At 70.7% G+C, this 12,816-nt stretch carries 11 protein-coding genes; 5 read left to right on the top strand and 6 right to left on the bottom strand.

All coding sequences use genetic code 11. From position 1 onward, the window contains the following. The coding region (locus FM110_RS07010; RefSeq protein WP_200810189.1) for a histidinol-phosphate transaminase at positions 1 to 1,139 on the bottom strand (1,139 nt) is incomplete at its 3' end. 92 nt (positions 1,140 to 1,231) lie between these two features. On the opposite strand from FM110_RS07010, the gene FM110_RS07005 reads away from it, so the two are divergent. Both FM110_RS07005 and FM110_RS07000 read left to right on the top strand, forming a co-directional pair. Then, positions 1,232 to 1,732 carry a DUF3054 domain-containing protein gene (locus FM110_RS07005; protein WP_087103945.1) on the top strand — a complete coding sequence of 167 codons (501 nt, stop codon included), beginning with the start codon at positions 1,232 to 1,234 and terminating at the stop codon, positions 1,730 to 1,732. Then, on the top strand, positions 1,729 to 2,283 hold the full coding sequence (locus FM110_RS07000) for a GrpB family protein (RefSeq protein WP_087103943.1): 555 nt from the start codon (positions 1,729 to 1,731) through the stop codon (positions 2,281 to 2,283). The genes FM110_RS07005 and FM110_RS07000 overlap by 4 nt, the downstream gene beginning before the upstream one ends. Before the next feature lie 160 nt (positions 2,284 to 2,443). On the opposite strand, the gene FM110_RS06995 is transcribed toward FM110_RS07000, so the two are convergent. The 3 genes from FM110_RS06995 to dnaE all read right to left on the bottom strand — a co-directional run bounded on the left by FM110_RS06995 (position 2,444) and on the right by dnaE (position 8,043). Further along, on the bottom strand, positions 2,444 to 2,980 hold the full coding sequence (locus FM110_RS06995) for a GNAT family N-acetyltransferase (protein ID WP_234992004.1): 537 nt from the start codon (positions 2,978 to 2,980) through the stop codon (positions 2,444 to 2,446). Positions 2,981 to 3,027: 47 nt separating this feature from the next. Continuing rightward, positions 3,028 to 4,353 (bottom strand): histidinol dehydrogenase, encoded by a 1,326-nt coding sequence (gene hisD, locus FM110_RS06990; RefSeq protein ID WP_087103941.1) that lies wholly within the window; start codon positions 4,351 to 4,353, stop codon positions 3,028 to 3,030. A gap of 129 nt (positions 4,354 to 4,482) precedes the next feature. Then, positions 4,483 to 8,043, bottom strand: coding sequence for a DNA polymerase III subunit alpha (gene dnaE, locus FM110_RS06985; RefSeq protein ID WP_087103939.1), 3,561 nt, complete (start codon positions 8,041 to 8,043; stop codon positions 4,483 to 4,485). A 529-nt stretch (positions 8,044 to 8,572) separates the two neighbouring features. Between dnaE and FM110_RS06980 the strand changes: the two genes are divergently transcribed. Both FM110_RS06980 and FM110_RS06975 read left to right on the top strand, forming a co-directional pair. Next, complete coding sequence (locus FM110_RS06980; protein ID WP_087103937.1) at positions 8,573 to 8,920, top strand: hypothetical protein; 348 nt, start codon at positions 8,573 to 8,575, stop codon at positions 8,918 to 8,920. A 14-nt stretch (positions 8,921 to 8,934) separates the two neighbouring features. Next, complete coding sequence (locus FM110_RS06975; protein WP_143276301.1) at positions 8,935 to 9,678, top strand: DUF6308 family protein; 744 nt, start codon at positions 8,935 to 8,937, stop codon at positions 9,676 to 9,678. Between the two features lie 118 nt (positions 9,679 to 9,796). Here FM110_RS06975 and FM110_RS06970 read toward each other — a convergent pair whose 3' ends face one another. Beyond that, the gene (locus FM110_RS06970) at positions 9,797 to 11,212 is read right to left on the bottom strand and encodes an HNH endonuclease (RefSeq protein ID WP_159458001.1); all 1,416 of its coding nucleotides are present in this window, start codon (positions 11,210 to 11,212) and stop codon (positions 9,797 to 9,799) included. A gap of 390 nt (positions 11,213 to 11,602) precedes the next feature. Between FM110_RS06970 and FM110_RS06965 the strand changes: the two genes are divergently transcribed. Then, positions 11,603 to 12,262 carry a class I SAM-dependent methyltransferase gene (locus FM110_RS06965; RefSeq protein ID WP_234992002.1) on the top strand — a complete coding sequence of 220 codons (660 nt, stop codon included), beginning with the start codon at positions 11,603 to 11,605 and terminating at the stop codon, positions 12,260 to 12,262. Here the strand turns inward: FM110_RS06965 and FM110_RS06960 are convergent. After that, positions 12,240 to 12,776 (bottom strand): GNAT family N-acetyltransferase, encoded by a 537-nt coding sequence (locus FM110_RS06960; protein ID WP_087103956.1) that lies wholly within the window; start codon positions 12,774 to 12,776, stop codon positions 12,240 to 12,242. The genes FM110_RS06965 and FM110_RS06960 overlap by 23 nt on opposite strands. Between the last annotated feature and the right edge of the window lie 40 nt (positions 12,777 to 12,816).

The following is a 12,816-nucleotide window of genomic DNA, read 5'->3' as shown; positions in this document are numbered from 1 at the left end:
GGGTCTGAGGGGGCCGCGGTCGCTGCGGGAACAGGGTCGGCGGTCTCGAGCGCACGGCGGAAGGCGGCATTGTCCTCGGGCGTGCCGACGGAGACGCGCAGCCAGCCGGCGGGGCCGACCTCGCGGATCAGCACCCCCTGGTCCAGCAGGCGCTGCCAGACGTCGTGGCGGTCGGCGAAGGCGCGGTACAGGATGAAGTTCGAGTCCGAGGGGGCGACGTCGTGACCGCGGTCGCGCAGGTGCTCAGCGAGGGCGTCCCGCTCCGTCCGCAGCAGCGCGACCTGCCCGAGCAGCTCGGTGCGATGCGCCAGCGCCGTGCGGGCGACCGCCTGGGTCGCGGCGGACAGGTGGTACGGGAGGCGGACGACGCGGACGGCGTCGACCACGGCCGGATCGGCCGCGAGATAGCCCAGACGGGCGCCGGCGAGCGCGAAGGCCTTGGACATGGTGCGGGTGACGACCAGGTTGGGATGCTCGGCGAGGATCGTGAGGGCGCTCGGGACGCCGTCGCGGCGGAACTCCCCGTAGGCCTCGTCGACGATCAGCAGGCCACGGTGCTCGCCCTGGGCCCGGGCGGCGGCGCGGACGACGTCGAGGTCCAGCGCCGTGCCGGTGGGGTTGTTGGGGCTGGTGAGCAGCACGATCGCGGGCCGGTGCTCGGCGATCGCCGCGGTCGCGGTCGCCGCGTCGAGGGCGAAGTCCGGGGCGGGGCCGCGGTCGGCGGCGATCCACCCGGTGAAGGTGTCGCGCGCGTACTCGGGGTACATGGAGTAGTGGGGCGCGAAGGACAGGGCGCTGCGTCCGGGCCCGCCGTAGGCCTGGAACAGCTGCTGCATGATCTCGTTGGAGCCGTTGGCCGCCCACAGCTGCTCGGGCAGGAGGCCGCGGGCGTCGGACTCCTCGGCGAGGAAGTCCGCGAGGTCACGGCGCAGGTCGAGGAACTCGCGGTCCGGGTAGCGGTTGAGGGCGCCCGCCGCGGCCGAGACCGCGGCGCCGAGGTCCGCGACGAGCGCGGGCGAGGGCGGGAACGGGTTCTCGTTGACGTTCAGCAGATGGGGCACCTCGATCTGCGGCGCCCCGTAGGGCTCGACGCCGACGAGGTCGTCGCGCACGGCGGGCAGGGGCAGGGCTGAGGGCATGGCCCCCATGGTAGTCAGGACGGCAGCGCGAGCGTCCGGCTGTCCGAGCGTCCCGGACGCGCCCGCGGGCGCAGCTGGCCTACCCTGGCGGGATGATGCGTTCCGTCGGCGCCCTGGTGGGCGATGCCCTGGCCGTCCTCCTCTTCGTCGCGATCGGGCTCATGCAGCACGCGACGCCCCTGACCACCTCGACGGTGGGGCTCGTGGCCTGGCCGTTCCTCGTCGGGATGCTGCTGGGGCACCTCACGATCCGCTCCTGGCGCGCCCCCTTCGCGCTGTGGCCGCACGGCGTGTTCATCTGGGCGATCACGATCGCCGCGGCCATGGCGATCCGCACCCTGTTCGGCGCGGGCACCGAGACCTCGTTCATCATCGTGACCGCGACGTTCCTGGCGCTGTTCATGCTGGGCTGGCGCGCGGTCGCCTCGTTCGTCACGCGCCGGGAGCGGCGCGAGGTGATCGACGCCGCGCAGCTGCGGAAGGCGGACGGGACCGCGGGCACCGTCGCGACGGACGAGACGGACGAGGAGAACGCGTCGGTGGATGCGGGCACCGCTGCCGCCGAGGACGCGACCGCGGACGAGTCCCGGTGAGCGCTGCGGGCGACTCCTTCCCCTGGGGCATCATCGGCGGCCCGGAGCATCAGCGGATCGTCATCGCCGCCCCCGATCCCGCCTGGCCCGCACGCTACCGGGAGCACGAGCGCGTGCTCCGGGCCGCGCTGGGAGCGTCGGCCCTGCGGATCGAGCACATCGGCTCGACCTCCGTCCCGGGGCTCGGCGCCAAGCCGATCATCGACGTGCTCGTCACGGTCACCGACATCGACGCCGATGCGGCCTATCTCCCTGCCGTCCTGGACGCGGGCTACGTGCTGCGCGTGCGCGAGGACGGGCACCGGATGGTGCGGCCGCCCGAACGGAATGCGAATATCCACATCCTCGCCGAGGACGACCCCGCGGCCGACGCCTACCTCGTCCTGCGCGACCGCCTGCGCGGCGATGCCGAGGATCGCGCGCTGTACGAGCGGACGAAGCGGATGCTCGCCGAGCAGGAGTGGCCGACGGTCAACGACTACGCCGAGGCCAAGGGCGAGGTGATCGGGCAGATCCTCGCGCGAGCGCGCGCGGCAGGAGACCCGCGTTGAAGCACAGTGCGGCGGCAGGATGCACCTCGCGCTGAGACAGCCACAGGGCTCGGTGCACCTCGCGCGGACATCGCCACGGGACTCGACGCACATCGCGCGGCCACAGCCGCGGGCGGCGGTTGGGCGCACCGCACGGCGGCGCGTGCCTCGCGCGCGCCTCTCAGCGCCCGAAGACCTCGAGGGCCTCGCCCGCGAGACGGTACGTCGTCCAGTCGGACTGCGGGCGCGCGCCGACCGACTCGTAGAAGCGGATCGACGGCTCGTTCCAGTCGAGCACGCACCACTCCAGACGCTTGTAGCCGCGCTCGCGGCAGATGCCCGCGAGGGTCTGCAGGAGGGCGAGGCCCATTCCGCTGCCGCGGTGCTCGGGCAGGACGAAGAGGTCCTCGAGCCAGATCCCGTGGCGCGCCTCCCACGTGGAGTAGGTGAGGAACCACAGGGCGATGCCCGCGATCTCGGTCCCGCCGTCGGGCCCGGTCGTCTCGGCGACATGGCAGAAGACCGCCGGGTCCGCGCCGAACAGGGCACGGCGCAGGTCCTCGGGCGTCCCGGTCGCGGCGTCGGGCTCTCGCTCGTAGACGGCGAGGTCGACGATCCGCTGGCAGATCGCCTCGACGTCCTCGGGGCGGGCCCCGCGGATCACGAAGCTCGCATCGGCTCGCGTTCGATGGTCGGCCTCCGCAGCGCCCGTCGTCACGACGGCTCCGTCCTGTCCTGCGCCCCGCGAGGCGCCCGCTGCGCCCGTCACGCGTCGAAGCGGATGTCGATGGCGCGCCCGTGCGCAGGCAGTCCCTCGGCCTTCGCGAGCGTCGTCGCGGCGACCCGGGAGGCGGCGAGCGCCGGCTCGTCGTACTCGATGACGTGGATGCCGCGCAGGAACGACTGCACGGCCAGGCCGCCGCCGAAGCGCGAGGTGCCGCCGGTGGGCAGCACGTGATTGGACCCGGCGTTGTAGTCGCCCAGGCTGACGGGGCTGTACGAGCCGACGAAGACGGCTCCGGCGTTGGTCACGCGGGCCGCCACGGCGGCGGCATCGGCCGTCTGGATTTCCAGGTGCTCGGCGCCGTAGGCGTTGACAACGGCCAGGCCCTGCTCGAGATCGTCCACGAGGATCGTCCCGCTCTGGCGCCCGGCGAGGGCCTCGCGGATCCGCTCGACGTGCTCGGTCTGCGGGATCTGCACCTCGAGCTCCGCATCGACGGCGCGCGCGAGCTCATCGGAGTCGGTCACGAGCACGGACGCGGCGAGCGGATCGTGCTCGGCCTGGGAGATGAGGTCCGCCGCGACATAGCGCGGATCGGCGGTCTCATCGGCGAGGATCGCGATCTCGGTGGGACCGGCCTCGGCGTCGATGCCGACGGTGCCGCGGACCAGGCGCTTGGCCGCCGTGACGTACACGTTGCCCGGGCCGGTGATCATGTCGACGCCATCCAGCGCCGTGCCGTCGCCGAGGTCCTCGGCGCCGTGGGCCAGCAGCGCGACGGCCTGGGCGCCGCCCGCGGCGATCACGGTCTCGACGCCCAGCAGGGCGCAGGCCGCGAGGATCGTCGGGTGGGGCCAGCCGCCGAAGTCCTTCTGCGGCGGGGAGGCGAGGACGATCTGGCGCACGCCCGCGGTGATCGCGGGCACGGCGTTCATGACGACGGAGCTGGGCAGCACGGCCCTGCCGCCGGGCACGTACAGGCCTACGCGCTCGACGGGCACCCAGCGCTGGCGGACGACGCCGCCGGGGGTCACCTCGACGACCTCGTCCTCGCGGCGCTGCGCCTCATCGACCGCGCGGACGCGCTCGATCGACACCTCGATGGCCGCGCGGATCTCCGGGTCGAGGGTCTCGAGGGCCTCGGCGATGACCTCCGCGGGCACGCGCAGGGACGGCGGGCGCACGCCGTCGAAGCGCTCCCCCGCCTCGAGGACGGCCTCGGCGCCGCGGGTGCGGACGTCCTCGACGACACCTGCTACAGACTGCATGGCCGCATCGACGTCGAGCTCGGGGCGCGGCATCGCCTCCCGCAGCCGGGCCGGGCTGAGGTCGGTCGAACGCAGGTCGGTGACGTTCATCGGAGCCATGGTCCGAGCCTAGCCGCCGCCCGCGCAGGACGATCGGGGCGTCCAGGCCCGCGTCCCCATCACCGCTGCGCCCTGCCGCGCATCGCTCATCACCGCCGGCGACCAGCCGTCACTGCGGACGGCCAGGCGTCACTGCAGGCAGCCGGGCCCCAGCAGCGCCTTGAGCGACGCGTAGAGGGCGGCCGACGGCGTGACCGACAAGCGGTTGTCGAGCCGCATGAGCGTCGAGCGCCCCGGCTCCATGAGCTTCAGGCGCACCTCGCTCATGCCGGGATTGTCCTCGAGCACGCCCCGCAGGTCGGTGATCACGCGCTCGCTCGCGCGCATCGCGGGCAGGGAGATCGTGACGGGCCCGTCGCCCCCGGCGTTGGAGACGTCGGGGATCGTCATCTCCATGACCCGCAGCTCGGGCATGCCCTTGGAGGTGTCGATGCGGCCCTTCATGGACACGACGAGGTCCTCGGCGAGCTCGGTCGCGACGGTCTGGTACGTCGAGGGGAACATCAGGCAGTCGACCGATCCCTCGAGGTCCTCGACCGTGGCGATCGCCCACATGTCGCCCTTCTTGGTGGTCTTGCGCTGGAGGCTCGTGATGAGCCCCGCGATCTGCACCATCGCCCCGTCCTCGACGGCGCCCTCGTCGGCGAGCGCGCTGATGGTCGTGCTCGAGTTCTGGGCGATCACGTGCTCGAGGCCCTGCAGCGGGTGGTCGGAGACGTACAGGCCCAGCATGTTGCGCTCGAAGGCCAGCTTCTCCTTGCGGTCCCACTCGGGCAGCTCGGGGATGGTGATGGTCGCGCTCGACCCGGTCTGGACGTCGTCGTCCCCTCCCCCGCCGAGCAGGTCGGAGAAGAGGTCGTACTGGCCCTGGGCCTCCTTGCGCTTGACATCGACGACGGAGTCGACCGCGTCCTCGTGCACGAGCACAAGGGAGCGGCGGTTGGCACCGAGGGAGTCGAAGGCGCCGCCCTTGATGAGCGACTCGATCGTGCGCTTGTTGCACACCGACAGCGGGACCTTGTCGAGGAAGTCCGTGAAGGACGTGAAGGCGCCCTTCTCCTCGCGGGTCTTCAGGATCGCGTCGACCACGTTGGCGCCGACGTTGCGGATCGCCGACAGCCCGAAGCGGATGTCGTCGCCGACGGCCGAGAAGTACATGTCGGACTCGTTGACGTCCGGCGGCAGCACCGTGATGTGGCGGTGGCGGCAGTCTCCCAGGTACAGGCCCAGACGGTCGCGGTTCTCCTGCGTGGAGGTGAGCAGCGCGGCCATGTACTCGGTCGGGAAGTTCGCCTTGAGGTACCCGGTCCAGTAGGAGACCACGCCGTAGGCCGCGGAGTGCGACTTGTTGAACGCGTAGTCGGCGAACGGCAGCAGGGTGTCCCACAGGGCCTTGACCGCGGCGTCGGAGAAGCCGCGCTCCTTCATCCCGCCCTGGAAGGAGACGTACTGCTTGTCCAGCTCCGCCTTCTTCTTCTTGCCCATCGCGCGGCGCAGGATGTCGGCCTCGCCGAGCGAGTACCCGGCCACCTTCTGCGCGATCTGCATGACCTGCTCCTGATAGACGATCAGGCCGTAGGTCTCCGAGAGGATCTCCGCGAGCGGCTCCTCGAGCTCCGGGTGGATCGGCGTGATCGGCTGCAGGTCGTTCTTGCGCAGCGCGTAGTTGGTGTGGGAGTTCATGCCCATCGGACCCGGGCGGTACAGGGCCGAGACGGCCGAGATGTCGCCGAACTTGTCGGGCTTCATCTGCCGCAGCAGGGTGCGCATGCCGGAGCCGTCCAGCTGGAACACGCCCAGGGTGTCGCCGTGGCCCAGCAGCTCGTAGGTGGCGGGATCGTCGAAGCCGAGCGTCTCGAAGTCCGGCGGCGTCTTGCCGTTGCGCTCGATGTTCTCCAGCGCGTCCGAGATGACGGTGAGGTTGCGCAGGCCCAGGAAGTCCATCTTCAGCAGGCCGAGCGTCTCGCACGTCGGGTAGTCGAACTGCGTGATGATCTGGCCGTCGGAGGGGCGGCGCATCATCGGGATGATGTCGATGAGCGGGGCGCTGGACATGATGACCGCGCAGGCGTGGACGCCCCAGCCGCGGGTCAGGCCCTCGACGCCGCTGGCGATCTCGTAGACCTTCTGGACGTCCGGGTCCTCGTCGTGGATGCGGCGGAACTCGCCGGCCTCCGCGTAGCGCTTGTCCTGCGGGTCGAAGATCCCCTTCAGCGAGATGTCCTTGCCCATCACGGCCGGCGGCAGCGCCTTGGTGAGGCGGTCGCCCATCGCGTACGGGTAGCCGAGCACGCGCGCGGCGTCCTTCAGCGAGTTCTTGGTCTTCATGACCCCGTAGGTGATGACCTGCGCGACGCGGTCGTCGCCGTACTTGCGCGTCACGTACTCGAGGACCTCGCCGCGGCGGCGATCATCGAAGTCGACGTCGAAGTCGGGCATCGAGACGCGGTCCGGGTTGAGGAAGCGCTCGAACAGCAGGCCGTGCTCGAGGGGGTCGAGGTCGGTGATGCGCATGGCGTAGGCGACCATCGAGCCGGCGCCCGAGCCTCGGCCCGGCCCCACGCGGATCCCGTTCTCCTTGGCCCAGCGGATGAAGTCGGAGACGACGAGGAAGTAGCCGGGGAAGCCCATCTGGGTGATGATCCCGACCTCGAAGTTCGCGCGCTCCCGGACGGCGTCGGGGATGCCGCTGGGGTAGCGGTACTCCAGGCCCCGCTCGACCTCCTTGATGAACCACGAGTGCTCGTCCTCCCCCGGCGGGGTCGGGAAGACGGGCATGAAGTTCGCGCCCTCGGCGGTGGTGGTGAAGGAGACGTCGCACATCTCCGCGACCTTGAGCGTGTTGTCGCAGGCCTCGGGGAGGTCGCGGAACAGCTCGCGCATCTCCTGGGCGGACTTGAGGTAGTAGCCGGAGCCGTCGAACTTGAAGCGCCCGGGGGTGTCGAACGTGGAGCCCGAGTTGATGCACAGGAGGGCGTCCTGGATCTTCGCGTCGTCCTTGGTGACGTAGTGCAGGTCGTTGGTGGCCAGCAGCGGCGCGCCGATCTTCTTAGACAGCTCGATGAGCTGCGACGTCACGCGCTTCTCGAGATCCAGCCCATGGTCCATGAGCTCGACGAAGTAGTTCTCCTTGCCGAACATGTCCTGGTACTCGCCGGCGGCCTTGAGCGCCTCGTCCCAGTGGCCCAGGCGGATGCGCGTCTGGATCTCGCCCGAGGGGCAGCCCGTCGACGCGATCAGGCCGTCGGAGTACTTCGAGAGGATCTCGCGGTCCATGCGGGGCCACTTGCCCATCTGCCCGTCGAGGCTCGCGGAGGAGGCGAGGCGGAACAGGTTGTGCATGCCCTCGGTGGTGCGGGACAGCAGGGTCAGGTGGGTGTAGGCGCCGCGGGCGGAGACGTCGTCGCCCGCGTCCTGCTGCGCCTTGGTGCCCCACTGCACGCGGGTGCGGTCGTGGCGGCTGGTCCCCGGCGTCACGTAGGCCTCGACGCCGATGATCGGCTTCACGCCGGCGGCCACCGCGTTCTTGTAGAACTCGTAGGCGCCGAACACGTAGCCGTGGTCCGTGATCGCGACGGCCTTCTGGCCCTGGTCAGCGGCCTCCGCGACGAGCTTGCTGATCTTCGCGGCACCGTCCAGCAGGGAGTAGTCCGTGTGGGAGTGGAGGTGCACGAAGTCCGAATCAGCCATGCCGACCAGGGTAGTCGCGGGGTCCGACGAACGAAGGCCCCAGGGAAGCTCAGTGTGGCGGACGACGGCGGCGCGGACAGTGGGGCCACCCGCGATCGACTCCACGGTGCACGACATGCGATCCAAAAGTCCGTGTCCTCCGACCGCGGCTCCAGCGAGTCAAGTTCACCGACGGCCGCGGCCGGAGTAGAGCAAGAGCGCGGAGTTCCCAGGTGCCACCAGGGCACCAAACCTCCTCTCGATCCTCCCCTGTCGGCCGATGCGACCAATCCGGCTCGAGCGGTCCTCTACCGAACCTGAACAGCCGTCCAGCATCATCCCCGAGTTCGAGATCCCATTCGCTCAGGTCGCGCCACAGCCCCCGCGACCGCCGGCCGCTGAACGCTGCCGTCCCGCAGGACGACAACGAGGATGCAGGGCCGACACGCTCGACCACCGCAGCGAGCAGATCGGCAACGATCTCCGTCTCTCTCCCGCCGGTGCGCTCCCCAGTGGCGATCGACAACGAACTCATCAGAAGCAGAGCCGCATGCCACTCGCCATCTATCGCCCGGGCACGAGCAGCCAGCAGCAGGAGCAGGATCGCGAACTCGGACTCCTCACGATTCGCCGTCGCGTGCAGGACCTGGGCAAAACGCTCTGCGAGGACGATCGGGAAGTCCGGGTGGGACCGATACGTCTCATCGACGGGTCCACAGCGGTCGTCTTCGACCATGGCACGAGCCAGTCCGCGAGCCGCTTCCAGGACGCTCCCCGCGCTAGCTCCGGTGCCGACGGCATTTCGCAGATCCCACATGCCCAGACCCTGCACCCGAGGTGCGACAAACGACGGCTCTCGCCCTTACAGTACCGGAACGAGACGAGAGAAAAAGAATAAGAACCATGGAGCCCATGCCTGTCGTCCCCGACATTCTGACCGCACGGTTCGAGGACGAGGCCATCCTTCGCCTGCGGAATTACTTCGGTACTCACAAGGAGTACAGGCGCTTTGCGTCGATCGGGCCCGAGACGACGAGTCTTCCCGTCTTCAGCGGCTCGCGGTTCGACAGCTTCGGCCGAGTAGACGGCGACCAGGACACGGTCACCCCCGCCGATCTGCTCTCCCTGGCCTTCCTCTCCGTCGAGGTCAGCGCAGAGGCCGTGATCGGCATCCTGGAGCAGAGCGGGCCGCAGATCGAAGCCCTCCTTCGTCAGGTACCCTCCGACCTGGCACTCCACACGATGGACTACGCCGCGTTCGAACAGGTTCTTGGGGCATCGGACAGCCCCGGACGCATGCTCTGGGACATCTTGAGGGCCCATCATCTGCCGGTCTCGTGGGGCATGGGCGAGACCCGGGTCAGCAAGCTGCTCGCCCGGAAGCGTCCGCATCTCATCCCGATCTGGGACAGTCACGTCGGGCAGGCCTTGGATCTTCCGCACTCCGGCGAGCACTGGATCGTGATGCACTCCCTCCTTCAGGATCCAGAGCTCATCGAGAGGCTCGAGAGGCTGCGCCACTCGGCCATTGCTGACCGAGCGAACGTGTCGCTCCTCCGGGTCTTCGATGTCCTCGTCTGGCATGCGCAGAAGTATTCCGGTGGTCCAACGACATGGCCTGCATCGGATTCGGGTGACGCTTCAAGAACCGTCTGAGCCGACCGCCCGACGAACAGCAGGCGCGTGCCCTGAGAGAAGGGCGGAAGGCTCTTCGACCTCCTACGTCACCCGCCGCGGAGCAGGGTGCGGATCCGATGTGCCGTGATCTGCCCGATCACGGAGGCTCGGAGACTGAATCGCCATGCCGCCCCTCGACCGGTGTCCCCGTCCGTCGCGCCCGCCGGCCGAGGACCGACCGCCACGTGACCACCCGTGCCCCGTCCTCGACGGCCGGAGTCACCGCGGCGACCTGCTCCTTGACGAGGTTGCAGCGGGCGCAGAGCCCCTGACCGTTGGAGACCGCGGTCGCGCCGCCGTCGGCGACGGCCCGGATGTGGTCGAGATGTCGGATCGGCGCGCCGCAGTACGGGCCGGCGCATCCGACCTGCCCCATGCGGATCATCCGGGCCAGCGCCCGCGGGAACGCGCGGGCACGGGACTCCACGGCGACGAGCTCCCCGGAGCTCGGGTGCGTGTAGAGACGACGGAGCGTCGCGAGGCTGTCGCGGGCGGCGTTCTCGGGACTGCGGAGGCGCGGCTCCCCTGCCCCTGTCGCCCTTACGCCCTCGGGAAGCGCTCCGGCCCCCTCCCGCGGGACGCGCTCCCCGACGGCCTCGCGGATCGCCTCGGCAGGGACGGTTCCGTAGCCCTCGATGGTGGCGCCGCCCTCGTCGGATCCCAGCAGCACCCGGTCGGTGATGATCACGCCGACGTCCAGCCGCACCGGCTCGAGCGCTTCGTCCCGGCCCAGCAGGGTGTCGGCCAGGAGGTCCGCCATGATCTGGCCGTGGCCTCGGCGGTCCCCCTCGGCGCGGAGCCGCTCGGCCTCGAGCGACAGGCGCTTGCGGATCGCCGCTGCGTCGAGGCCGGGGAGCGTCGCGTGCAGGTGGGCCATGCCGTGCGGAGCGCGCCCGATGCTCACCGAGCGCTCCCGCTTCGCCTGCGCATGGCGGGACGCGAAGCCGTCGGGCGCCAGACGGTGGGCGAGCAGATCGACCTCCTGGGTCCATTGGGCGGCCGAGGCGTCCTCGAGGTGTCCGAGGTGCTGATCGAGCACGGCATCGGCCTCGCGGCGGAGAGCGGGGCCCAGCGGCCCGCTCACCGTGCCGATCGCGAGTGCGGAGGCTTCGGGAAGGCGCCCTGTGGCGAGCGCCGCGTGCATGCGAGGCATGTCCCGGACGAGCCGACGGGCGGCGGCGAGCCGACGCGACGACTGCGCGGGCGAGATGCGAAGCGCCATGGAGATGTGGTGGGCGCAGGTGCGACCGCGTCGGCTCTCGGGCACCCCGCGCTCTGCCTCCTCCTCGCGCAACCGAACGTCGAGGGCGACCATGGCGCGATCCTCGAGGGCGGCGAGCGCCGAGCGCACCGCACTGGCGGCCGCGAGGAGCTCCGAGGCCTCGCGGGCATCGAGATCGCGCACGACGTCCGCATCGATGCCCGACAGCGACTGCGCGATGGCGGCCAGATCGACCACACCTACCAGATCGGCCACACCTGCCAGATCGACCACGCCTGCCAGATCGACCACGCCTGCCAGGGCATCGCCCCGGCGGTCCCCGCTCGGCGCGGTCGCCCGACCGCGCGCCTCATCATCCCCGGATGCCCAGGAGGCATCGGGTCGATCAGCGTGCGGTGTCGTCGTCATGCCCCTATTCCATCGCAGGGGTCCGACGAACGAAGCGCCCCCTGACCTGCGAGGACATCCTGTGGATAACTCTGATTGGGGAGGAAACGCGAGGGCGGTTCAGAGCGGGTTCTCGCGGTGTGCGTGGCCGCTGCGCAGCGCAGCAGTCCGCAGTGCGCGTGGCCGCTGCGCAGCGCAGCAGTCCGCAGTGCGCGACGCCGCTGCGCAGCGTGACAGTCCACGGCACGCGGGCCGCTGCACCCGCATCGCTCCGCGCACCGGCAGACTGAGACCGTGCCTCCGACCGACGCCCCCTCCCCCGCCGCCACCGCCGCCCGCCGCTTCTACGACGAGGTCGCCGACACCTATGCCGCACGGTTGCCCGGCACCGACGCGGAACTGCCCATCGACCTCGCGATGATCCACCATCTGCTCGACCTCGTCCCCGCGGGCGGACGGATCCTCGATGCGGGCTGCGGCGCAGGTCGCCTCCTCCCGCTGCTGGCCTCCCGCGGGGCACAGGTCGACGGCATCGACATCTCCTGCGACATGGTGCGGCGAGCGCGCGAGGACCACCCGGCTCACCCCGTCGTGGTCGCGGAGCTCACCGCCCTCCCGCACGATGCCGGAGCCCTCGATGCGGTCGTCTCCTGGTACTCGACCATCCACATCCCCGACGACGAGCTCGCCTGCGCCCTCGTCGAGATCCGACGGGTCCTGCAACCCGGCGGGCATGTGCTCCTCGCCTTCCAGACGGGGGATGCCCCGCGCACCGTCGGACACGGCTTCGCCGCCTTCGGGCACCAGGTCTCGATCACCCGCTGGCATCGTTCCCTTACGGCGATGACCGCGCTGCTGGAGCGCTCATCGTTCGAGATCGCGGCGCGTCTCGAGCGCGCCGCCCACGGGGCAGAGCCCGATGGGCAGGGATTCATGATCGGCCGGGCGGTCTGATCGCGCCGCACTCGCGCCGCATCACCACCCGCGGCCAGCGGGCAAGCCCCAGCGACGCCTCGTGCGCGACGACAGCCGCAAGGTCCTCCGGAAGCCCGTCCGCGCCCATCTCCGAGAACCCGAGCCTCCGGTAGTACGGCGCGTTCCACGGCACCCGGGCGAACGTCGTCAGCGTCAGCGCCCCGGTCCCCTCGGCCTCGGCGCAGGCGTCCGCGGCCGATATCAGTCGCCGCCCGATGCCCCGGCGCGCCGCATCGGGGTGCACCGTCACCTGGTCGACGTGCAGGCTCCCCTGCAGTCGGGAGGCGACCAGATACCCGACGGGGCGGTCAGCGGCGTCGACCGCCGCCCACGCACCACGACTCTCGATCGCCCGGGCGATCTCCCCGCGAGTCGGCGGATCATCATCTGCGATCTCGTCCATGCCGATCCCGCGGAACATCTCCCCCGCGGCGACCTCGATCCGGCGGATCGCCTCGATGTCACCGGATGCGGCGGGTCGGACCCGGAACATGTCGCAGGGCGGGATCGGTTCCGCGGCCGAGAGCGTCTCG

Origin of the sequence: Brachybacterium nesterenkovii, assembly GCF_900163655.1 — a bacterium.
Lineage (GTDB): Bacteria > Actinomycetota > Actinomycetes > Actinomycetales > Dermabacteraceae > Brachybacterium > Brachybacterium nesterenkovii.
Note: the sequence above shows the minus strand (reverse complement) of the source record. Positions and strands in the feature narration are given on the sequence as shown.